The sequence below is a fragment of the Centipeda flueggei ATCC 43531 genome (genome assembly GCF_000160695.1).
Lineage (GTDB): Bacteria > Bacillota > Negativicutes > Selenomonadales > Selenomonadaceae > Centipeda > Centipeda flueggei.
Genome location: NZ_GG694006.1, coordinates 871,803 through 894,713 on the forward strand (window position 1 = coordinate 871,803; position 22,911 = coordinate 894,713).

Annotated in this window: 23 protein-coding genes; 7 read left to right on the forward strand and 16 right to left on the reverse strand. The window is 57.8% G+C overall.

Features of this window, described 5'->3' with window-relative positions; genetic code table 11:
- The 5 genes from HMPREF0908_RS04175 to HMPREF0908_RS04195 form a co-directional block, all read right to left on the reverse strand.
- On the reverse strand, nt 1-2,496 hold a 2,496-nt coding region (locus HMPREF0908_RS04175; RefSeq protein ID WP_040572403.1), incomplete at its 3' end, for a beta strand repeat-containing protein.
- Nucleotides 2,497-2,757: 261 nt separating this feature from the next.
- A complete protein-coding gene (locus HMPREF0908_RS04180) occupies nt 2,758-3,495 on the reverse strand; it encodes a tRNA1(Val) (adenine(37)-N6)-methyltransferase (RefSeq protein WP_006690194.1) in 738 nt (245 codons plus the stop codon).
- Nucleotides 3,488-4,546, reverse strand: a complete 1,059-nt coding sequence (locus tag HMPREF0908_RS04185) for a PSP1 domain-containing protein (protein ID WP_040572404.1) — start codon at nt 4,544-4,546, stop codon at nt 3,488-3,490. The genes HMPREF0908_RS04180 and HMPREF0908_RS04185 overlap by 8 nt, the downstream gene beginning before the upstream one ends.
- Before the next feature lie 69 nt (nt 4,547-4,615).
- On the reverse strand, nt 4,616-5,656 hold the full coding sequence (gene holB, locus HMPREF0908_RS04190; protein ID WP_006690196.1) for a DNA polymerase III subunit delta': 1,041 nt from the start codon (nt 5,654-5,656) through the stop codon (nt 4,616-4,618).
- Nucleotides 5,656-6,111 (reverse strand): YaaR family protein, encoded by a 456-nt coding sequence (locus HMPREF0908_RS04195; RefSeq protein WP_006690197.1) that lies wholly within the window; start codon nt 6,109-6,111, stop codon nt 5,656-5,658. The genes holB and HMPREF0908_RS04195 overlap by 1 nt, the downstream gene beginning before the upstream one ends.
- Nucleotides 6,112-6,314: 203 nt before the next feature.
- On the opposite strand from HMPREF0908_RS04195, the gene HMPREF0908_RS04200 reads away from it, so the two are divergent.
- On the forward strand, nt 6,315-7,040 hold the full coding sequence (locus HMPREF0908_RS04200) for a flagellar brake protein (protein ID WP_006690198.1): 726 nt from the start codon (nt 6,315-6,317) through the stop codon (nt 7,038-7,040).
- Between the two features lie 96 nt (nt 7,041-7,136).
- Here HMPREF0908_RS04200 and HMPREF0908_RS04205 read toward each other — a convergent pair whose 3' ends face one another.
- The 9 genes from HMPREF0908_RS04205 to HMPREF0908_RS04245 form a co-directional block, all read right to left on the reverse strand.
- Nucleotides 7,137-7,622 (reverse strand): YbjN domain-containing protein, encoded by a 486-nt coding sequence (locus HMPREF0908_RS04205; protein ID WP_006690199.1) that lies wholly within the window; start codon nt 7,620-7,622, stop codon nt 7,137-7,139.
- A 25-nt stretch (nt 7,623-7,647) separates the two neighbouring features.
- On the reverse strand, nt 7,648-8,169 hold the full coding sequence (locus HMPREF0908_RS04210) for a type III secretion system chaperone family protein (RefSeq protein WP_040572405.1): 522 nt from the start codon (nt 8,167-8,169) through the stop codon (nt 7,648-7,650).
- Between the two features lie 101 nt (nt 8,170-8,270).
- Entirely contained in the window at nt 8,271-9,599 is a 1,329-nt protein-coding gene (locus HMPREF0908_RS04215; RefSeq protein ID WP_040572406.1) for an NlpC/P60 family protein, read from the reverse strand.
- A gap of 2 nt (nt 9,600-9,601) precedes the next feature.
- Nucleotides 9,602-10,507: a tetratricopeptide repeat protein gene (locus HMPREF0908_RS04220; protein ID WP_006690202.1), complete on the reverse strand. Its 906-nt coding sequence runs from the start codon at nt 10,505-10,507 to the stop codon at nt 9,602-9,604.
- Between the two features lie 130 nt (nt 10,508-10,637).
- A complete protein-coding gene (locus HMPREF0908_RS04225; RefSeq protein ID WP_040572520.1) occupies nt 10,638-11,246 on the reverse strand; it encodes a hypothetical protein in 609 nt (202 codons plus the stop codon).
- Between the two features lie 140 nt (nt 11,247-11,386).
- Nucleotides 11,387-12,313, reverse strand: coding sequence for a homoserine O-acetyltransferase MetA (gene metA, locus HMPREF0908_RS04230; protein ID WP_006690204.1), 927 nt, complete (start codon nt 12,311-12,313; stop codon nt 11,387-11,389).
- Between the two features lie 21 nt (nt 12,314-12,334).
- Nucleotides 12,335-13,225, reverse strand: a complete 891-nt coding sequence (locus HMPREF0908_RS04235) for a hypothetical protein (protein WP_050755856.1) — start codon at nt 13,223-13,225, stop codon at nt 12,335-12,337.
- A 29-nt stretch (nt 13,226-13,254) separates the two neighbouring features.
- Nucleotides 13,255-14,106, reverse strand: coding sequence for a histidinol-phosphatase (locus HMPREF0908_RS04240; protein WP_006690206.1), 852 nt, complete (start codon nt 14,104-14,106; stop codon nt 13,255-13,257).
- Nucleotides 14,107-14,114: 8 nt separating this feature from the next.
- A complete protein-coding gene (locus tag HMPREF0908_RS04245) occupies nt 14,115-14,918 on the reverse strand; it encodes a Cof-type HAD-IIB family hydrolase (protein WP_040572407.1) in 804 nt (267 codons plus the stop codon).
- Between the two features lie 133 nt (nt 14,919-15,051).
- Between HMPREF0908_RS04245 and HMPREF0908_RS04250 the strand changes: the two genes are divergently transcribed.
- The 6 genes from HMPREF0908_RS04250 to HMPREF0908_RS04270 all read left to right on the forward strand — a co-directional run bounded on the left by HMPREF0908_RS04250 (nt 15,052) and on the right by HMPREF0908_RS04270 (nt 22,054).
- Entirely contained in the window at nt 15,052-15,819 is a 768-nt protein-coding gene (locus tag HMPREF0908_RS04250) for a MurR/RpiR family transcriptional regulator (protein WP_006690208.1), read from the forward strand.
- Nucleotides 15,820-15,963: 144 nt separating this feature from the next.
- Entirely contained in the window at nt 15,964-18,075 is a 2,112-nt protein-coding gene (locus tag HMPREF0908_RS04255) for an alpha-glucoside-specific PTS transporter subunit IIBC (protein WP_006690209.1), read from the forward strand.
- Between the two features lie 71 nt (nt 18,076-18,146).
- Nucleotides 18,147-19,811 (forward strand): alpha-glucosidase, encoded by a 1,665-nt coding sequence (locus tag HMPREF0908_RS04260; protein WP_006690210.1) that lies wholly within the window; start codon nt 18,147-18,149, stop codon nt 19,809-19,811.
- The gene (locus HMPREF0908_RS04265) at nt 19,808-20,581 is read left to right on the forward strand and encodes an HAD-IIB family hydrolase (protein WP_006690211.1); all 774 of its coding nucleotides are present in this window, start codon (nt 19,808-19,810) and stop codon (nt 20,579-20,581) included. The genes HMPREF0908_RS04260 and HMPREF0908_RS04265 overlap by 4 nt, the downstream gene beginning before the upstream one ends.
- Before the next feature lie 16 nt (nt 20,582-20,597).
- Nucleotides 20,598-20,747, forward strand: a complete 150-nt coding sequence (locus HMPREF0908_RS11215; protein ID WP_071585452.1) for a secretion protein HlyD — start codon at nt 20,598-20,600, stop codon at nt 20,745-20,747.
- A gap of 14 nt (nt 20,748-20,761) precedes the next feature.
- Nucleotides 20,762-22,054, forward strand: a complete 1,293-nt coding sequence (locus HMPREF0908_RS04270; RefSeq protein ID WP_006690213.1) for a hexokinase family protein — start codon at nt 20,762-20,764, stop codon at nt 22,052-22,054.
- Between the two features lie 68 nt (nt 22,055-22,122).
- Here HMPREF0908_RS04270 and HMPREF0908_RS04275 read toward each other — a convergent pair whose 3' ends face one another.
- Together HMPREF0908_RS04275 and HMPREF0908_RS04280 are read right to left on the reverse strand one after the other, a co-directional pair.
- Nucleotides 22,123-22,617, reverse strand: coding sequence for an HD domain-containing protein (locus HMPREF0908_RS04275; protein ID WP_040572408.1), 495 nt, complete (start codon nt 22,615-22,617; stop codon nt 22,123-22,125).
- A gap of 52 nt (nt 22,618-22,669) precedes the next feature.
- Nucleotides 22,670-22,906, reverse strand: coding sequence for an AtpZ/AtpI family protein (locus HMPREF0908_RS04280; protein ID WP_006690215.1), 237 nt, complete (start codon nt 22,904-22,906; stop codon nt 22,670-22,672).
- Nucleotides 22,907-22,911: the final 5 nt, after the last annotated feature.

A 22,911-nucleotide genomic window follows, 5' to 3' on the forward strand; every position in this document is an offset into this window, starting at 1 on the left:
TTTGACCGTGCCGCCCTTGATGGTCACGCGGTTGCCCTCTGCAACGCCGTCCGCCTTGCCGGTAAAGCCGCCGTTGATATTCTCAATCGAACCGGTGCCCGTGTTCTCGACGATGACGCGGTTCTCCTTGGAGTCGGCTGCGCCGTTGGTCTTGCCGCCGTAAACGAAGTTCAAGTTCGTCGACGGAACGCCCGTCACCGTGATCTGGTTGTTGTAGGTTGTATGATTGTCGTCATATGAGATGCCGCCCGCGACCTCATTCACCGTCGACGGGTTCGTGCCATCATACGTCCACTCGCTGTTGCGCCAGCGGTTCGTGCGCAGTGTGACGGCGGTCGCCGTCCCGGAGTCCGAATCCGTACGCATAACGGATTCGTAGTCGGAGTTCGGATCGGTGATAAGATTACGCGCACTGTAATTTGAGAACTGCAGTGCGTTCACAGCATTCGATTTGAGCAGCGTAACCTCTCGATTCGGCTGCACGGCACTGGTCAGGCTCTCCGCAAGAACCTTGACCTTCTCCCAGTCCACCGTTCCGCCAAGGCCGTCGTTATTGACGGTCAGCATGGTCGAGCCGTCTGTGATGTCATCATTCATATGAAAGTTGACGTTCTCGAAATTGCGGACGCTCTTGACGACGGCATTCTTCGCCTTGACATTGAGGGTATTGCGCGTTGCCGCCCTGTTGCCGCCGGAGATGTTGCTCGCCGAGAGCGTCGTGCCTGAAAGGTCATGATGCGTGTCGTCGCCGAGGTTGACCGTGTTGTTCTCTGTCGTGCCGTCCGCTTTCCACGAGTATCCGCCATAAATATTGGAGCTGAACGTACCGCCCGCAATCGTAACAGTATTGTTGTTTACCGTAAATGTCTCTGTGCTGGAAGGATCACCACCCGCACCACCATAGATGACATTTTGGAAGGTACCGCCCGTAAGCGCAACCTTATTGCCTGTCACCGTTCCGGACTTATTCGAATATCCGCCGTAAATGGTTTCTTGGAACGTGCCGCCTGCAATGGCAACGCTATTATCCGTCACCGTTCCAGTATTATGGGAATAGCCGCCGTATATCGTTTCCTCGACAGTACTGCTGCCCGATACGGTGACGATATTCCCCGTCACACTGCCGTTTGTGGAATCATATCCGCCCGTTATGGCTTTTTTAATTGTACTGCCCGAAATGTTGATCTGGTTGCCCGATGCAGTGCCGCCGTCCACAGTGCTTCCACCGTTCACAAAGCCCTCAGCTGTGCTGTCCGTAATCGTGACAATATTTCCCGTAGCCTTTCCATTGGCACCCGAGACCTGCCCACCGGTAATATCTTTCTTGACCGTACCGCTTGTAACCGTAACCTTGTTGCCGGTCACGGTTGTACCCGTCCCTCCTTTCGCACCGACGGCATGCCCCTTCACCGTGCCGCCCTCGATGCGGATTTCATTGCCCTCTGCCGTGTCACCGGCGTCATCGATTCTGCCGCCATAGACCGACCAGTCAGCATGCCCCTTGACGGTGAAGATGTTGCGGTTCGCAGCCCCCTTTGCCCAACCGGCGTACGAGTTGTCATCGACCCAGCCGCCCGTCTCGATGGTGACGGTATTGCCCTCAGCCTTACCCGTCGCCGAATCAGCACGTCCGCCGTAGATTCCCTTCACCTTGCCTGCCGCACCAATCGTGACATGGTTGTTGACCGCATTGCCGCCTCCTGCTGCATGCGCACCATAAACGGTCAGGTCCGTATTGGTGAGATTGCTGACCGTAACACTGTTGTTTTCCGCTTTGCCGGAACCTGCAGTATATGCACCAAAAACGTTTGTGCCGCCGCTCTTCGTGAATGCGCCGCCCGAGATCGTCAGCGTATTTCCCGTGATATCCGCACTGCTCGTTGTGCTTCGTATGATGCCGCCCATCGCCTCATCTTTGAGCGTACCACCCGTGATGGTGACAGAGTTGCCCGTGACGGCCCCCGTCCCTGCCGTTCCGCCGCCCTGAACATCACCCTCCACAGTGCCGTCCACGACCGTAACGGAGTTGCCCGTGACCGCATTGGTCGCGGATGTGCCATTAAAGCCGCCGTAGATGGAATCCTTCGACAGCCCGTTATTGAAAAATACTTTATTGTTGGTGACTGCACCCGTTCCGCTGACGCCGCCGTAGATCATGCTTTGCCCATTGCCGTTGCTGACCTGCAGGCCATGAATCGTGAGCGTATTGCCCGTGACATCGGATGCTGTATCGGTCTTTCCGCCGCCGGAGATAATGCCGTAGGTGCTGGCCGGCCGATTCGTTACTCCCGCCGTCCCAATCTTAATGCTGTTATCACTCATGAAGCCCGTCTGATCCGAGCCCTCAAAGCCATTGATACTGCTCGCCGTCACTGTGTGGTCGTGAGTTTCCGCTGCATGTGCAGGCTGTGCAGAGAACAGGAGTCCTCCACCCGTGGACAGTCCGAGTGCAACATAGGCGGCCAGCTGTCGCCGTGCCTTCAATCCGTTGAACATTTGATTCTCCAACTCCTTTGATGCAAGAACACCTTTCATGACAGCAAAACCACAGAAAGCGGCGAATTGACCCGTGCCTCCTGCATACTGCCCGAACAACTTAGGGAACATCAGCCTGATGTTCCCTATAAAAAACATTTTTCTATGCTGTGTATTATACCACGAGGTTTTTTTTCATGTCAATCTCACGATGCGATTCCGTTCTGTTTTGTCTTTTTCAACGAGGATAAATGAGGCAGGATATTCTTTCCTGCATGTCCGTTAGATTCTTCCTCCGTAAATCACGCGAATCTCCTCTGTATACTGCCCCTGTGCATCGCGCACGATCAGCGCGGGCTCGTGACGCATTCCTGTGAGTGCGGCTCCTTTGACCGCCTCAATGAGCATGAGGTTCGGCGCTTTGTCCATGCGCGGCTGTACCATGCGCAGACGCTTCATGGCAAGCCCCGCTGCATGGAGCGCGGGGATGATCTCACCGAGCCGCTCGGGCAGGTGAACCATGGCAAGCCTGCCGCCATGGCGCAGGGCGTACGCCGCTGCACGTACGACATCGGCGAGGGTTGCGGTGATCTCATGGCGTGCGGCTGCACGTCCCCCCATGCTTAGCGCACCGCGTCCGACGGGGCGGTAAGGCGGGTTCGCAAAGACGAGATCATATGCGCCGCATGAAAAAAGTGCGGAAGGGTCGCGATAGTCGCCCTCCCGCACGGTGATTTTCTCCGTGAGTCCATTCAGAGCCGCATTGCGTACGGCGAGTTCCGCCTGGACAGGATCAAGCTCCACGGCCGTTACCGCCGCCGTACGGTCGGCGATAAGAAGCGGGATAATGCCTGTCCCCGTGCCGAGGTCGAGTACGCACTCACGCCCCGTAAGCGTTGGGAAGTGCGCGAGAAGAACGGCATCCATGGAGAAACAGAACATATCCATGCGCTGAATGATGTGCCGCCCGCCCATACACAGATCGTCCATCCGCTCCTGCGGATGCTGCAGCTCACTCATTCGCGGAATCATCACGGCGGAAGCTGCGCTGCTGTGGGCGGCTGCGCCGACCGCTGTTCGTGCGGCGCGCGCCGCCCGTGCTCTTTCCCTGCGGACGCGGCGAGCGATCGCTGCGCTCACCGCTGCGGCGTCGGTTCGTGCTGTGCGGCCTGCGTTCTCCCGACTCACGCGGTGGACGCTCCGTCCGCGCTGCAGGTACAGGACGGACAGCAGTTTCCTCTGCATTCTCCTCGATGCGGACGATATCCTCCCATGCAGAGACGAGCGTCTTTCCATCGTCCAGCAGGATGGTCGCCGTACGCCTCTGCTCATGCACCGAGACAACACGCCCCTCGCCCTCATCGGCAGCGACGCGGTCGTTCTGCGCGGGGATATACTCCTCTTTCTTCTTTACACACATGCAGCCGCCGCATCCGTAGCCCTCGCTCTCATACTTCAGGCAGCACATAAGGCGTCCACAGATCCCAGAGATCTTCGTCGGATTGAGCGAAAGATTCTGCTCCTTTGCCATACGGATCGAGACAGGGACGAAGTCGTCAAGGAATGTCGCACAGCAGAGCGGCCGTCCGCAGCAGCCCATGCCCCCCATCATCTTTGCCTCGTCGCGCACACCGATCTGGCGCAGCTCGATGCGCGTACGAAATACACTCGCCAGTTCCCGCACAAGCTGGCGGAAGTCTACGCGGCCGTCTGCCGTGAAGTAAAAGAGCATCTTCGAGAGGTCAAAGGTAAGTTCGACACTCACGAGTTTCATCTTCAGACCGAGTTCCTGAATTTTCTCCTCACAGACCGTGCGCGCTTCGATCTCACGTGCACGGTTCTCCTCGACGCGCGCGCGGTCGGAGGCATCTGCGCGGCGATGAACGACACGCAGATGCGGCGGCACCGCCTCATCCGGCACGTCGTGCGGGGCAACGACAACTTTGCCGCACTCCATTCCGCGCACAGTCTCTACAATGACGTAGTCGCCTTCAGCAAGGGAAAGATGCCCCTGCCCGAACGTATATATCTTGCCCGCCGACTTGAAGCGGACACCAACCACCATTTGCAAATCTTCCTCCTAGGTATATCTCTGCGGCAATCACGACGGACTGCATGCTCCGTCCCTCCTGCCCTGCCATCACCCCATCACCTGCCGTGCACGCAGAAAGAATGCCTCCGCCTGCAGGGCAGGGTTTACATTCGCACCAAAGCGGCGCAGGAGCACCCCCGCCTCCTCCATGAGCAAGAGCACACGTTGACGCGGCATGGCAGGAAGAAGCTCCGTCAGCTCCGCCCGACGATCCACATGGTATAATTCTGCTGCCGCATTCTCACGGAGAACCAGCAAATCGCGCAGCGCCATCTGCAGATAGCCGAGCCAAGCGGCACGTTCGTCATAGGAACGCCCCCCCAGCTGCTCCGCATGTTTCCATATATCCTCAATGCGCAGCGTTTCAAGTATCGTAAGAAACGAGAGTGCATCATCGCGCAGGGAAAGCCCCTCTGCCGCCAGTGTCTCAGCACGCCCGAGGCTGCCGTCAGCAAGAGCGGCAATCGTCTCCGCATGCGCTATGCCGCGCCTCTGCAGTTCCGCTGCAATCTCCGCGCGCGGCAGTGGGCCGAACGCAATGCGGACGGCACGGGAGCGAATGGTCGGCAAGACCGCATCCCATGCATCCGTCACAAGCAAAAAGAGTACCGTTGCGGGAGGCTCCTCGAGGGTCTTGAGCAGGCGGTTCGCCGCAACCTCGTTCATGCTGTGCACCCCGTCGATCAGAATGATACGGCGCCCCGCCCTCTGCGGCGACTCACTCGCGGCAATGAGGATATCCCGCACAGCATCGGCACGGATCATTGCGGCGCCCTTTCCGCGCGCCTCCGGTATGACTTCGAAGTAATCGGGGTGCACGCCCGCCGCCGTCATGCGGCAGTCATCACAGCGCCCACAGGGAGCATTTCCTTCTGCCGCACAAAGCAATGTCCGTGCGAGCACGCGTGCCGTACGGCGTTTTCCAATCCCTGCCGCCCCCGTAAAGATCAGTGCGTGCGGCAGATGTCCATCCGCAGCGAGGCGGCGCAGACAGCGGATGATCTCCGCATGTCCGCGGATGTCCGACCAGTCGTGGGGAAATGGCTCACGCTCCTCTTCAGCGGCGGAGATTTCCTTCGTCTTCGCCATCACATATAGAGATCGACGAGCATACCGCGGATGGCATCATGACTCGCAATGATATCCAGCTGATCAGCCTGTCCGAGGCGGATCTTTTCCGTCATCTCCTCGAGCTTCTTATCGATCTTACGCACAGAAGTATAGACCTTCTGCCGTCCGAGACGATCCCACCCCGCCTGTGTATGCAGTTCATACATGCCGCCGACTGCCTCGCCGATAAAGCTCTGAATGAGCGCTCGATACGAACGAAGTTCCTCATACGTCGGCGACTTCGACAGACGTGCCCCCTGCTCATCAATCTTTTCCAGCAGGCGATCCATCGCCTCGCGCGACATAGACGACTCCTGATCCGCCAGTTCCATGCTGAAATCCGTCGACGCACCGCGTACTCCTACATCACTTGCCGCACGCGGCATACTCAGCGAAGTACTCTGTGAAATGCTGCTGTCTATCTTCATCGCCATCGCGTTCACCCGATCCCTTTTCTGTGTTGATTGTTTTATTATATCTTGAAGACACGGTAAAGTCAAAGGACGAAATTGACTTTGCCGCCGCAGTTTGTTATTCTTATAAGATAGTACAGAAGTCACGTATAAATAAGCTTCGCCAAATCGTATGTGCGGATGATCCGGCGTGTGGATGATTGATCTTGAGAAAGGAACAATCTATGGTCATCGAGGGAGAAAAACTCATCAAATTACTGAAACATGACGCTTCCATTCATATTATCGACACTGAACTTGAGGTTGATTACTATGGAACCGTTGAACTCAGCGAGGAAGAACAGGCGGCAGGAGCCCCCGCCGGAGCACTCAGCGTGCGTCTCGACATTCCCGCAGACAAGTTCATCGATACCCCCCCGCCCGGTCATGTTTTTCATTGTCACCTCACAGGCGCAGGCTGCGTCTACCACTTTGTCGTTGCCTATCATGCAGCCTCCCAGCTGCCCGACACGATCTGGTATCTTGATCTCCCTAAGAGTGCCGAGCGCATTCAGCTGCGGGATTTCGTCCGCATCCCTATCCCGCACACCATCGAGGTAAAGCTCGCGGGCGATCACGGCAGTCTCAAAGATTTCCACGAGATGCACCTCATCGATATCAGCGGCGGCGGACTCTGCTTCGTTCACAAGGAGCCGCTGCTCGAGAATACGCCTGTCGTTGTACGGGTACCCGATCTGCCGCATATCGGTACACTGGAGACCGAAGGAACAATCCGCCGCTCCACCCCCATTGAGACAAACCTCGGCACCACATACCACATCGGCGTCACGTTCACCGCACTCTCGACGCGCGAGCGCGATCATCTCGTACAGAGCATCTACCAACTCCAGCAAAGCTATCTGCGGAAAGGGCTGAGAATCCCGCAACTCGACCACAGGCGAAAGCATTGATAAAGAAAAAAGAGCTGTAACAGGAAGGGAACCCTTCGTGTTACAGCTCTTTTCTTTTGTCTTCGGATGCGGCGCCCGGCACCGCACCTGAGGCGCTCACGTCCACCGCAGCTTCATGAGAGCCGGATAGACCTCTTCGAGCACCTGAAGCCCGACGCCGACCATCGACATGAAGCTGTCCACTTGGAAAACGCCGTCATGCAGATCGAGCGGCAGATCGATATCCACCACAACATCCTGCTCATCATCCACCACAAACTTCACATAGCGGTACTCGCTGTTCCATTCATTGAGCTTCTCATGAAAAACCGTCGGATCGGATTTCTCATCAAGCCGCACCATACCGAAGTACTTAATTTTGATGAAGTCATTGGTGTCGCCGTTTTCCGTTACCACGATGGCAATACTTACGACACTGCCGTTGTCCAGCTGCTGACGCATACGGAGAATATGATCCTCTCCGTCTTCGGAGGTGTCCTCCCCGTAGTTCAGCCCCTGTTTCTCAAACTCTGCTTTGATCGCCTCGTATGCACTGTTTTTGAGTCCTTCTTCGCTTCCGCTGAAGCCGTCAAAAAGTCCCATAAAGATCCTCCGTTCAACGCGCGTATCATTCTGACGCCCGTGCACGCGGGCGATGTCCCCGTTCGCACAGTCCGATCAGACTTTCATGAACCTGCTCCACAGCGCGCATCCCGACAGCCATCATGGCGATGACAGCATTCGGCTTAAACTCACCCTTGTGGAGATCGAGCGGCAGGTCGATATCGACGACCACATCCTGATCGCTGTCGAGACAGAACTTGACGTAGCGGTACTCAGCGTTCCATCCGTTGAGCTTCGCAAGCAGCTCCGCACGATTGCTGCTCTCCTCGAGATAGGCAATATCATAAATCTTGATCTTGATAAAACCGTCCGCATGATTGTACTCACGCACAGCGATAACAACAGTGACAGGCTCGTCATTCTCGAGCTCATTGCGCATATAGAAGTAAGCTTCTTTGCGCGTCTCGTCACTTTCCTCACTTTCCTCATAGTTCCATTCGTTGCGATCGAGCTCAGCTCTGATGGCCTTGCGAATGCCCATCCCAGCCGACTCAACATCGCCTTGAAACCCATCAAAGAGTCCCATTGTCCCCTCCATATTCACCCTCTGCTGAGGGCACAGTCCCCATATTCTGAGAAATCGCGGATAAACGTGCCAAGAACGAGCACTGATGTTACCCGTCATTCCTATGATGCCGGAGCAATGAAGCCAATATGCGTCAGCATATCGATCGCCGCGGTACCGCGTGCATTTTGAAACTCCAGATCCGAGACGAGGACCTGACGTATGTAGTGTTTTCTGCCTCCCTCATAGTAACTGCTGATGTCATGGATCACGCACGGAACGCCCCCCGCATCCGTACCGAGATAGAGCATGACATGTCCGGGAAGAAAGAGCAGCGCCCCTGGCGGTGTTTCCCGCAGAATGGCCAGACGCTCTTCATGCGTACGCCCCGCGAGCGGGATGCACGGGAGTGCACACTCCTGTGCATCCGCATCACGCGGAAGTTCGATCCCCATGGTGCGGTAGACATTCTGCACGTAGGACGAACAGTCCATCCCGCCGTCTGCCCCGCCCCAGCCGTACTCCGTCCCGAGCGGGGCGAAGGCGAGGCGCACGAGATTGTTGTGGGTCAGCGGCAAGCAGCCCTCGGACAGGACGCTGTCCGCTGCGCCCCCCACAATGCGTACGCCCATTTCTCCCAAGGCAAAACGCCCCCCGACGTTTCCCAGCGGAAGAATGATGCGGCGCACGGCAGGATCAGGTGATTTTCTGGACGGAAGCCTCGCCCCAAGCTGATAGTGCAGCTCTCTGTCCCCTGCACGGAGGCGCAGCTCCTTCGCCGTGACCACAGCAAAGTGCTCGGGCGCGGCAAAGGAGAGCCATGATGAACGCTTCACCTCTGCAAGCGCTTCTGCCTTCACCCATCCGTCATAGTCACGCGTCTCGACGAAGAGAAACACACCGTCACGCGAGCGGTGGAGGATGCGCACTGCCTCGCCGGGATCAAGCACCGTGCCCTGTACCATGTCATAGCGCATGTCTCCCGCGGTCTCGTACCAGCCGTCTGCCGTCGGAAGGAGGCGTACTGCGGTGCGTTCCACGGCGACGGCATAGCCCGGAATGACGTGCTCCGGCACAGCAGCGGCTGCGCAATTCTCATGCGCAGCATCCCACCCCTCTGCAGAAAGTCGTTCCTCCCCGTCATAGAGCAGAGGCAGCTCTCCGACGAGATCCTGTGCCGCCGCATGGATGCGCGTGCGCACCTCTGCGCCGGTCAGCTGCAGCGGTGCACCGACAAGATCATGCACCCCCCCATGTGCTGCGATCGCACGGTTCACCTCTGCTGTCTGCGCCGCCGTGAGAAGCAGCGCATTGCCATCCGCACGCATCCAGTAGGCAGGTGTCCCTGCCGCGCTCTCGATGGGCAGTGCCGCCGATGCGGTACTGCTCAGCCAGAGCGCGGCAAGGGCGCACGCGAAGCATACCCCGCACCGCCAAGGGCACCGCCGCACGGCTAGGTGCTCTTCCCGTGCCGGAGCTCATCCAGCCCCCAGGCGAAAAACGCATCCATCCCGACAAAGGCAAAGGAGTTGTCCGCCACCGCCTCACCGAACTCCTCCATTGTGCCGATGGCAAAGGAGCCGGCATGACGCCCCGGCGCACGCTGCGGCAGGTCCCCCCGTACGCCGCGTTCAAAGAACGCCTCCGTATCTGCGTTGACGGACGCCAGTTCCTGCAGAAAGCTGCGCGCCATCTTCATCTTGCCGAGGCGATAGAAGAGCATCGCGAGCGGCAGATACATCATCGCCACACCTTCCTCGTAATGCTGATACAACTCGATGGCAGCATCCCCCTCCTCAATGGCGGCATAGATGAACATAAGCTGATAACGGCGTCCAAGGCCGTCATGCTCGGAGAGCCGCAGCATCTCCCTGCACTCCTTCGCTGCGAGACGAAGCTTACGTGCCGCGAGCAGAGCCTCGAGATAGGAGAGGCGGAGGAACATATAGGGCTTCGTTTTGGGGATCGACCAGAACTTTCCGATATTCTCCTCGCTGAACAGCCCCTCTGCCGTCAGGCGCTCCGTCGCCTTGCGCACCAAATCTTCGTAGTGATGGACGCGGTCATCAGCGCTGCGGGCAAGGTACTCTACACGCATGCATGCCGCGGTGATGTTCTCCGGCTCCATGCGCAGGACGCGCTTGATGATGCGGTAGCGCTCCTCGCCTGACGCCTTGCGTGCGCGTGCAATCAACTCATCCGCCGTAAGCGTGTTCATCTCACGCGGCAGGTTCGGATTTTCGCGCAGCCGCCGGCTGAGTTCCGAGACAATCTCGGTCATACGCTCGACGCTGATCTTACCGCCCTCCGCCTTCACCATGCGGTTCAGCTCATGCTGCATCCATTCCTTGTCCGTCATGCGCCGTCACTTCCCTCTCCTGGTATTCTCACCCTTATTATACTGTTTTCTTTGGAAAAAAGCTAGGAAAAAAAGAGGCGCGCGCTTTGCCGTTGGCGCGATGCCTCATCCTTTATTGATTCTTCTTCTTTTATGCCTTCTTGTCAGATTTTTCGTGTGCTTTCGCCGTCATCTTGTCCTGTTGGGCAAGCTGTCTGCGGTCGGCATCACTCAGAATCCCCTTGGAGCGATGAATCAGTTCTTCCTGATGCGCAGCGGCATAGGCAATGATCGCATTAAAGAACTTTTTCTCCACATCCTTGTCCGAGAGGGAGGCGAGGGTGAATTCCTTCGTGCTCTCCTCACGCGAAATCGTCCCCCATGTACTGTCAAGATCCTCATGTGCTGTCACACGCACGGTGCCTGCCCGCAGATCGATCAGAAGGTACTCCGCTGCCCCCGAGAGATCACCATATCCGTCAAGCGGGAGCATGCGCCATCGCCGCTTGGAGACAACATCCTGAATCTGAATATTGTCATAGACACGCAGCGTCGGTACAAGGATCTTCGTGAGATCAATGTATCCATGTGCATCGGCGGCGTATTGGATGTACTCCTTATTGAAATAGTAGCCCTGTCGTGCCGTGGACTGCACCCATTCATAAATGTGTTTTGGAATCGGTTCCGCTGCCTCTGCCGGACGGATTCCCATGAGAAGGACGGCACCGACAGCGAGTGCCGCACCCCATCGTTTCTGCAAATCGATCGCTCCCATCGAACTGTTTTCTGATGAATCTCCTTTATGGTAGTCTCAAAAACTGAATTTTGGCTGAACATTCTGCTTTTAGGTACATTGTCCTATCACCAGCACGATACAATAATCATAGGCGAATATCGCACTCATTCATCCGCATTATCGAGGCTGTCCAGCTCATACGGCGTCCCCTGATAGACGTAATAGTTGAGCCAATTCGCAAAGAGCAGATGAGCAACACTCCTCCAGCGTACGACGGGCGGGCGGCTCGGGTCATCATCCGGGTAGTAATTGCGCGGAATATCGGGGTTCATCCCCGCCGCGAGATCGCGGTCATACTCCGCCTTCAGTGTCATTGGATCGTACTCGGCATGCCCTGTGATGAAGAATTGCCGCCGCCGCAAATTTGCGATGATGTAGACCCCTGCGTCCCCCTCGGCGAGAACGTCCAGCTCGGACACGGCATCGACATCGGTGCGGCGTGTCTCCGTATGACGCGAGTGCGGCACATAGAATACGTCATCAAAGCCGCGCAGGAGACTTTCGTGCTGCACGCAGAGGTGATGCTCGTAGACGCCGAAGATCTTTTTCTCTGTCCAGTGTTTTGGTATCCCATAGTGATAGTACAGTCCTGCCTGTGCCCCCCAGCAGATATGGAAGGTCGAGTAGGCATGCTTCTTGCTCCACTGCATGATCTCAGCGACCTCATCCCAGTATGCAACCTCCTCAAAGGCATACTGCTCAACCGGAGCCCCCGTAATGATGAAGCCGTCATATTTTTTATGCCGCACCTCGGCAAAGGTTCCATAGAACTCCGAAAGATAAGCACGCGACGTATGCGTTGGGACGTAGGACTCCGTATAGATAAAGTCTACTTCCGCCTGCAGCGGCGTATTGCCGAGGAGACGCAGGAGCTGTGTCTCTGTCACATCCTTGATCGGCATGAGATTCAGTATGAGAATGCGCAGCGGGCGAATGTCCTGACTGTATGCGCGCGCCGCATTCATGACGAAGATGTTCTCCCCCTCAAGAACATTCGCCGCGGGCAGATTGTTGGGTATCTTAATCGGCATAGTATTCCATTCCCCTCTGCGCTATCCCACCTGATACCGCGTAACCCATGTGCTGTATCCGTCTGCAAAGGCGCGCAGACGGACAAGCCCGCGCTCCTCGGGTGCATCACGGTTAATCATGCGGTAGGCGCCCTCATAGCCGTCATCAAGCGTCTGCCATCCTTCCTGCGGGGACCAGTAACGCCCCGTAACGATACGCTCCGTCCCCTGCGGCAGGTTGACCGCCCGCTTATCAAATTTGATCTCGATTGCTTTGCCGGAGGCATCGCGCACCTCCGTCCACGCCCAAAAGATCAGATTGTCATGCAGGCGCCGCATGGTCGATGTATCTGCTGTCACCTGCGTCTTTATCCCCGTAGGAGTTTCCTCTGACCACAGCATAATCCATCGGTCATCCGCCCGCAGGCGCTGCATCTCTCCACGATGAAACACCGTATCAACGATAGCAGCGTAGAACTCCTCGTCGAACTGCTGGGAGTTCATCTCCTTCTCCCTGCCCTCTCCCTTTGACCAGAGCACCTTTCCTGCACGATCATAGAACGTCTCGCTGAGGTACTGAAGCGTACGGCTCTGCGGCACAACACGCACCTGTGCGGCAGAATAGGCAAGCTGACTCGGATCCGGAATGACATGCTCGATCTTGTAGTTGTGGATCGTTTCCTCCGCCCCCTCATAGCTGAACGAAGTCTTGATCTCCGCATCGATCGCCGTCGCAACCAATGCCCCTGTCCCCGCATACACGGCAGACTGCACCGCATGTACGGATGCAGGTGCATAGAACTTCGAGTACTTATCGTTCGAGCTCAGCCAGACCCACGTCTGCCCGTCGTCGGCAAGTGCCGCAGGGCAGAACATGAGCAGGGAAAGGAGGAGTGTCGCCGCCCCCAGCCAAAATGATTTTACCGCATTCATCCGTTGCTCTCCTCTCTCGACGCTGCGCATCATGTCAGCGGGACGTTCTCACGCGTGCGCCCGCCTGTAAAGTGAATCTGCTCCGTATAGCCAAAAGAACGGGCATACTGCACTGCTTCCTCATTGTAGCGTGCGCAGTCCTCAGGCTTATGTGCATCCGATGTCGTAATGAGCGGCAGGCGGTGTGCGCGCGCCGCGCGCATAAAATCCGGATATGGTGAGAACTCATGCACAGGATAGCGATAGTACGTCCCCGTGTTGAGATCGACGATCATATCCGCTGCCGCCATTGCCGCTGCCGCGCGCTCGAGATACGGTGACACATCGAACGTCGGGAAATGGCGGTACAGGCGGATGTTGAACGGATGCCCGAGCACGTCGTAGAGATGTGCCGCTGCGAGATGCTCTGCTTCCTCCGTGTACCACTCGTAGATCTCCGTCAGCGGATGATTCTCCCACTCCGCTTTGATCGCCTCTGTATCGTACGCCCAGCCGTGCAGAAAGTGCACCGAGCCGATCACATAGTCAAACGGATAGGCGGAGAGGATTTTTTCGACCGCTGCCTGATCGCGGAAATTGCAGACCTCAATGCCCGCCAGCACCTTGTGCTTTTTCTTCAGTTTCTCAATAAAGGAAAAATATTCGTCAAGCGTGTACTTAAATTTGTTCTTTTTCAGCCACTTCCGCTGAAATTGCCCCACGGCGCTGTCGTCCAAGATAAGATCATCATAGTAGAGCTGCTCGAACTCGGGGAAGGTATGGGAGTGCTCCGAAAAGCCGATCTCATGGACGCCGCGCTGCTCTGCCGCACGGAAGAACCCCTCTGCATAGTCCTCGTCGTACGAGCCGTACTCGAGATGCATGTGATAGTCAAAGCGCATATTATACCTCAGTCAAACTCCCCCGCGAGAATGCGCTCGCAGACCTCTATCACGCCGTGTTCGCGATTGCTCGGCGCACGGTAGCGCGCGCGTTCCTTAACGGCCGGCAGGGCGTTCTCCATCGCGAAGCTGTACTGCACGGCATCCATCAGCTCAAGGTCGTTGTCGTAGTCGCCGAATGCCGCACATTCCCCGGGCGCAATGCCGAGCTGCCGCTGAAGCTGCGCAACGGCTGTTCCCTTGCTGACACCGCGGTTAAAGAGATCCACCCACTTCGTACTCGAGAGCGTGACCTGCAGGCGGTCTCTGTACTGCTGCATCGTCGGCAGTATAGAGTCCTCTGCCTGTCCTGTGAGATCACAGAACGACATTTTTATCAGCACATCGTCCACACCGGCAAAGTCCTCTACGACCGACGACACCGTTACGTACTGATCCAGCTCACGACGAAATGCCGGTACATTGTCGCGCGACAATATGTAGCCCCTCTTTTTCCCGCACATGACCATTTGCACGCCGGGGATCTCCATGCCCGTCCGCAGGCCATCGAGCACAAGCGTCCGCTCAATCTCGCTTGAAAAGAGCTCCCTGCCGCCCTCCATCACCATCGTCCCGTTCTCCGCGATGAAGATCAGCTCGTCCTTCCACGGAGCGAACGTTCGCCGGAGCGATGCATACTGCCGTCCCGATGCGGGGGCAAAGCGGATGCCCCGCTCCTTCAGCTGTGCATAGAGATCGCCGAACTCCTCCGGCAGCCGCCCATTCTCATCCAAGAGCGTTCCATCCATATCTGAAAAAATCAGCCGTATCAATTCATCGCCCCTCTCCATTCGATATAATGTTCTCATTATAACAAAGAGCAATGCAGAGCGCAACAAAGAGGCACACGGCAGGTGCCGTTTATGCTATAATGAAAAAAACGTGTGAACACGAAAGGAGCACGCCATGCTCACGGAACGAATCAACGAACACCTGCGTGAACTGAGTGAGACAGACCGCAGTATCTGGCGCTACATCGATGCCAACCGAACAGCGGCGAGCCGTGCGTCCATTCATGAGCTGGCACGCGCATGTGCTGTCTCGAGTGCATCGGTCGTGCGCTTTGCACAGAAGCTCGGCTTTGACGGGTTCGGTGAGATGAAGGCGGTCATGCGCATGGAGGCAGCTCCTGCCGCTGTACCGCCGCAGGATGTACGTTCGGCGCTCAGCGGCTTCTACGATCAGACGTGGCGTGCCCTGATGCAGCGTGACTACACGCGGGCAAGCCGTCTCATAAGGGGAGCGCACCGCGTCTTTGGCTACGCTTCGGGCTACGTACAGACGAACGTAATGCAGGAACTGAAACGGCTCTTTTTCTATGACAATATCTTCATCTACGAAATCGCAGGGCGTGAGGAGTTCTACTCCGTCTATCAGGCAGCGGGTCCCGACGATCTTTTCATCTTCATCTCGCTCTCGGGCGAGTCGGCGCGCACGGTGGAATTTGCCGAGCAGCTGAACCTGAAGGGCATCCCCGTCCTCTCCATCACGGAGATGCGCCGCAACACGCTCGCCAGCCGCTCCACGGAGAACCTCTACGTCATGCCCGCAGAGTTCAACCTGCCCGAGAATGAGGCGCGTCTCCAGTTCAAGTCAATGCTCGCCTATTTCCTTCTGCTCGAGATCTGGTACGTCCACTATCGGCTCTATGCCGAGGAGTGCACAGTGATGTAACAAATTTCACACCATGTACTTCGGTACGACCTCTGTACATCTCTCCTAAATGCCGCGAAGCTATTGCTTTTGCGGCATTTTTGCATTATCGTAAAGATAACATTTTTATGCCGTTGAGGAATGAGCTTAAGGAGGAGAAGGCACATGACACTCAGCAAGGATGTCATTATGCAGAACATGCAGCGGTTCGGCGGCGCAATGTATACGCCCGTCATTCTGTTTGCATTCTTCGGTCTCACGGTGGCGGTGTCCATCGTGTGCAAAAACACAGGGCTGCTCGGCAGCATCGCCGCGCAGGGTACGGTCTGGTATGATTTCTGGTATGTGGTCGAGCAGGGTGCGTGGACGGTCTTCGCCCAGATGCCGATCCTCTTCGCCATTGCCGTGCCGATCGGCTTTGCCAAAAAGGAGCCGGCACGCTGTGCGATGGAATCGTTCGTCATCTATATGCTGTTCAACTATTTCATCGCAGGTTTCCTGACGCTCCATGCGGATGTGTTCGGCGTGGACTACAGTCAGGCGGCAGGTCCCGGCACGGGGCTTGCGATGATCGCCAACATCAAGACGCTCGACATGGGCATGCTCGGTGCGATCTTCATCGCCTGCTGCACGGCGTTCCTGCACAATCACTTCTATGATACGGACATTCCGGACTGGCTCGGCATCTTCAAGGGGCCTGCGTTCGTCGTCGCGATCGGCTTCGTCGTGATGATTCCGATGGCACTCATTTTCTGCTTTGTCTGGCCTGCCATCCAGCACGCCATCGAGCACTTCCAATTTTTCCTCAAAACCAGCGGCATCGTCGGTGTCTGGGCATACACGTTCTCGGAGAAAATCCTCCTGCCCGCCGGTCTGCATCACTTCATCTATCTGCCCTTCATGTACGGCCCCGCGATTGTGGACGGCGGCATTCAAGCATACTGGCTCGGACATATCAATGACTTCATGACGAGCGCGCAGAGTCTGCGCGAGCTCTTTCCCGAGGGCGGCTTTGCCCTCCACGGCAGCGGCAAGGTGTTTGGCCTGCCGGGTGCGGCACTCGCGATCTATGTCTGCGCCAAGCCCGAGAAGAAGAAAAAGACGGCGGCGCTTCTCATCCCCGCGACGATTACGGCGATGCTCTGCGGTATCACGGAGCCGCTGGAGTTCACCTTCCTCTTTGTCGCTCCTCTGCTCTATCTGATTCACGCACTGCTCTCGGCAACACTGTCGGCAACCCTCTACTCCTTCGGACTGTCGGGGAACTTCGGCGGCGGTCTGATCGACGCATTCGTGCAGAACTGGATTCCGCTCTTCCCATATCACTATACGGAGTACATCACGCAGATCGTCATCGGGCTGTGCTTCACCGCCATCTACTTCTTTGTATTCCGCTGGGTCATCATCCACAAGGACTACAAGACGCCGGGCCGCACAGATGATGCGCTGGAGGACAAGCTCTTTACAAAGGCGGACTACAAGGCAAAACAGGCGGGCGCTGCCGCAGACGGTGCCGCCGCCCCGAGCATGAAGCTCGATGAACGCGACGTAAAGGCAAAGGCATTCCTCGAAGGACTCGGCGGTCCGTCGAACATCGTCGATGTAACGAACTGTGCAACGCGTCTGCGCGTCACGGTCAGCGACCCTGAGCGCGTTGCGCCGATTGCCGCCTTTACGGATGCAGGAGCACACGGCCTGGTGCGCAACGGTCACGCATTCCAAGTCATTGTCGGACTCTCGGTGCCGCAGATCCGCGAGCGGTTCGAGGCACTGCTCACCGCACCCGCATCGAATGCGGCAGAGACGGCGGTCGGCACGGAGAAATCCGTCGCGATCAACGCGGTCACGACGGGACATGTCATCGACATGAGCGAAGTCAAGGACGAAATGTTCTCGCAGAAGATGATGGGCGACGGGGTTGCCGTTGAGCCGACGGAAGGCGTCGTCGTTGCGCCGGCAGACGCCGAGGTAACGATGGTCATGGAGGGCAGCCGCCACGCAGTGGGTCTGCGCATGAGCAACGGTGCAGAGATGCTCATCCACATCGGTGTGGACACGGTAAAGCTCGAGGGCAAGGGATTTGACCTGCACGTCGCGATGGGGGACCAGGTAAAGGCAGGAACGCCGCTCGTAACGTTCGACCGCACGGTGATTCACGAGGCTGGCTATCAGGATACGGTCATCATGGCGGTGACGAACTCCGGCGAGTACCCGCTCATGAAGAAGCATACGGGCATGGATGCAAAGGCAGGCGAGACGCCCGTGCTGACGTTCTAGGGTTCGCTTACGGGCTTGACAACAACACGGCGTCTCGACAATAGGAAAATAGGGGAAGGAAAGGGTCTGCGATGAATGAGTACAAATGGTGGCAGAACACTGCCGTCTACCAAATCTACCCCAAGAGCTTCAACGATACCACGGGCAGCGGTACGGGCGACCTGCACGGCATCACGGAAAAGCTCGACTATCTGAAGGAGCTCGGTGTGGGTGCCGTCTGGCTCACGCCCGTCTACCCGTCACCCATGGTGGACAACGGCTACGATATCAGCGACTACACGGGAATCAACCCTGCCTTCGGCTCAATGCGCCAGATGGAGGAGCTGATCGCAGGCGCAAAGGAGCGCGGCATCCGCATCATCATGGATCTCGTCTACAACCACAGCTCCGATCAGCATCCGTGGTTCCTGAAGTCACGCTCCAGCCGAACCAACGAAAAGAGCGACTGGTACATCTGGCGCGACCCGAAGGAGGACGGCAGTGCGCCGACGAACTGGCGCGGCATCTTCGGCGGCTCTGCGTGGACGTACTGCCCCGAGCGCGGACAGTACTACCTGCACACCTTTGCTGAGGCGCAGCCCGATCTCAACTGGGAGAACCCGGAGGTACGCGCCGCTCTCTACCGCGCCGCGAACTTTTGGCTCGACAAGGGCGTCGGCGGATTCCGCATCGACGCGATCACCTACATCAAGAAACCCGCCGTCTTCACCGACGGCACGCCCGATGCGGCAGACGGCATGGTGAGCGTCCACACGATGACGGTCAATACGCCCGGCATTCTGGACTTCCTCCATGAGTTCCGCCGCGAGGTATTTGACGGACACGACATCTTCACCGTCGGTGAGGCAAACGGTGTCAGCCCAGCAGAACTCTCCGACTGGGTCGGCGAAAACGGTGTGTTCTCAATGCTCTTTGAGTTTGCCCATGTCCTCGTCCCCTACGAAAGCGGCGAGACATGGTGCAACATGCGGCCGTGGAAGCTGACAAAGCTCAAGGCGGCGCTCTCCGCAAGTCAGGCGGGAGTCGCCCGCGAGGGCTGGTGCCCGATCTACTTCGAGAACCACGACCGTGCGCGCTCGGTGAACTACTTTCTCCCCGAGGACGCCGACCCCGTCCTCGGAGCAAAGGCACTCGCCACAGTGCTTCTCACCCTGCGCGGCACGCCCTTCATCTACGAGGGTGAGGAGCTCGGCATGACGAACGTCGCATGGGACAGCATCTCCGACTACGACGACATCTCCTCGCACGGACAGTACGAACTGGCGCGTGCGGAGGGATATTCCCCCACCGAGGCACTGTCCTTCGTCCATTTCAACAGCCGCGACAACGCGCGCACACCAATGCAGTGGAATGGCTCCGCACATGCGGGCTTTACGACGGGCACACCATGGCTGCCTGTCAATGAGAACTATCCCGTTGTCAACGCGGCAGCAGAGGAAAAGGATGCGGACTCCGTTCTCGCCTACTACAAGAAACTCATCCGCCTGCGGACGGAACATCCGCTCCTGCTGCGCGGCAAGTACGAGGAACTGCTGAAGGACAACGAACAGATCTATGCGTTTGCGCGGACGGAGGGGAACCGCCGCACGGTCACAGCGGTCAACTTTACGACAGAGCAGGCACCGCTCCCCGCAGAGCTCCTGCGCGGAACGCGCCTCATCGGAAACTATGCGGATGCGCGGCTGTACGCGCTGCGCCCGCTCGAGGCCATCGTCTATGAGGAGGAAATCGGATGAAAGTAGCAGCAAGCGACTATGATGGAACACTCCTGCGCGGCGGCAAAATCGACGCCGAGACGAAGGAGGGCATCGCCCGCTGGCGTGCGGCGGGACATAAATTCGGCGTCGTCTCGGGACGCGACTACGGGATGCTCGTCCCGCAGCTGCGCGCCTACGGCGTTGGATTCGACTACACGGTCTGCAACAACGGCGGCATCATCCGCGGCACAGACGACAATGTACGGTTTCAGGCGGAGATCGCACCGCGTGCGCTGACGGCAATCGCCGCCGAGCCGACGGCGCAGAAATCGTTCCACTTCGCCTTCTCGGCGGCAGAGACGACCTACCTCTGCCACCATTCCGAGGGCTCGTGGATCGAGCGCGAGGCAAAGGAGTGGGACTTCCCCATCACCTACATTGAGGAATCCGACATCGCGGGGCTGACGAAGATCCATCAGTTCTCGCTTGGCTTTCCGGAGCCGGAGCAGTCCAATGCGTGCGCAGAGGTACTGAATGCGAAGCTCGGCGACCTCATCCATGCCTTTCCGAACGCGTGCAGCCTCGACATCACGCCCGCCGGCATCGGCAAGGACGAGGGCATCCGTACCCTCCTCCGCGTCATGGGCTGGGATGATGCGGAGATCTACGCCATCGGTGATGAGACGAATGACCTGCCCATGCTGAAGGCATTTGACGGGTTTTCACTGACTACGGCGCGCCCCGCGATTCAGGAACAGGCGCGCGCGGTATTCCCGAGCGTCGGTGCGATGCTCGATCATTTTTGCTGAGGGAATCGCTGATAAAATGAAGTCCGTCGGATTAGTGCAGATTTTTTGTCCTGTCAAGGAGACAAACCGGACGCATAGCAGAGGCTATGTGGAGGATTTGTCGACACAGGCAGGGCGAAAAAGATGGGCTAAGACGGCGGTGCTGAATTTATCAGTGCTTCCCTAAGACAGGGGGAAATCATGGGACTGGATCGTAAGAAATTTAAGGAAATCAAAGCCGCCTTCACCTTGAGCGACGACACGCTGCACCGCATCGCCGATGATTTTCGCGCCGAGATGCACGCAGGGCTTGCGCACAAAAATGGGGCAAGCCTGCGGATGCTCCGCACGTTCGCGGGGCTGCCGACGGGCAGGGAGACCGGCACATTCCTCGCGCTCGACTTCGGTGGGACGAACGTCCGTGCCCTCCGCATCCGTCTCGACGGCAGCGGAAAGTATAAGGTCGAAAGCAAGGTCGCCAAGCCGCTCACCCTTCCCGGCGTCTACGACTACGTCTGCGCGGATGCAACGGCGGAGGAGATGTTCGACTTCCTCGCCGAGATCATCGACGAGGCAATCGAGGGCGATCACGAGACCAAGTATCTGCTCGGCCACACCTTCTCCTTCCCCTCGGAGCAGACGAATCTCTGCAACGCGCGCCTAATCACATGGACGAAGGAGTTCGCCACGCAGGGCGTCGAGGGCAAGGTGGTGAACGATCTCCTCGAAGATGCACTCATGCGGCGCGGCATGAAGAACGTCGTGCCCGTCGCCGTCATCAACGACACGGTTGCCGTGCTCCTCGCGGCGGCGTATAAGCGCGAGCACACCTACATCGGCTCGATCTACGCCACAGGGCAGAACACCTGCTACTTCGAGAACTTCGCGGACGGCAGCGAGAAGCCAATGGTCGTCAACATGGAGTCGGGCGGCTTCAACCGCCTCCCCTTCTCGAAATACGATGATGCCATCGACGCCTGTTCCGAACAGCCCGGTGCACAGCGGCTTGAAAAGATGGTATCGGGACGCTACCTCGGGATGCTCTATGGCACGGCACTCGCCGATCTCCTCGGTAAGGAGGGAGCATCGTATCCGTTCACGAGCATCGAGCTCTCTGCCATCGTGGCAGACGCCTTCCTCGACCGCCATGCCGCAGGCGCGATCATCGAGTCCAAGACGGGCATGACCTTTTCCGCCGCCGACCGTGCACTCATGCAGGATCTCGCGGGGACGGTGATCCAGCGCTCCGCGCACATCGTCGCCGCGACCTACGCGGGCATCATCCGTCACCGCGCGGGTGAGACAAAGGCAGAGAACCAGTTCATCGCCGTGGACGGCTCAGTCTATGAAAAGGTGCCCCTCGTCGCGCACCATCTGCGCGGCGCACTCGATAAGCTCCTTCTCGACGAGGCGGTCAACATCCAGATTATCCTCGAAAACGCCGGCTCTGCCCTCGGCGCAGCACTCGCCGCCGCCATGACAGAGCAGAACTGAGCGGACCAACAAATATACAACGACGCCCCGCAAGGGTATCCTTGCGGGGCGTCGTTGTCATTTCTATTTTACAAGTAGATCGTCTCGAGCAAATGTATCCCCGTCGCCGTCTTGAATACGTGGTCGCGGAAGTTGCGTATCGCCGCAGCCCCCATGTGGCTCTCGTCGGCGTTGACGAGGAAATCCGCCTCAAGGAGGATCTGATAGTCGCGCCCGTCCACATCGTTATACGTATGGTGGTGACTGACGAGGTAAACGAGTCGCTCCGCCATCCCCGCAGGGAGTTCAATGTCCTTGAGGAACTCCTCCGTCAGAGGGCCGCCCTCCTCCTCCTGATGACTGCCGTTCGTGTTGCCGTATTTCTCGCGGCAGAGCGGGCAAGCGATATCGTGCAGGATCGCGGCGATCTCCACGGTCTCCTGCTCCGTCGGCGTGAGATTCTCCGCGACACCGATCGTGCGGGCAAAGGCATAGACCTTCATAAAGTGTGCGATGTCATGCAGGTTGCCCTCCGAGCAGGCAATCATCTTCTGCATGACATCGTTTACTGTCTTGTTCCCCATGTCAATATATCTCCCATAAATTCCGAACGCCGTGCGTCCCATACGCACGGCGTTACACCAGCTTGAAATACTTCAGCTGCCGATAGAGTGAGTAGATCGCGGCGGGAAAGCCGAGGAGGATACCCGTGATGGTGCAGACGCGCCCCGTCCCAAGAAAATCATCGGCGCATTGGCCGAGAAAGAGGAAGATGCCGAGAAAGACGACAAAGTAGATGCCGACCCCCGAGAGCAGTCCAAAAGCGCGCAGGGCATCCGCCATGCCCGACGGCATGTCTTTCTTCTCCCGCATTGGCT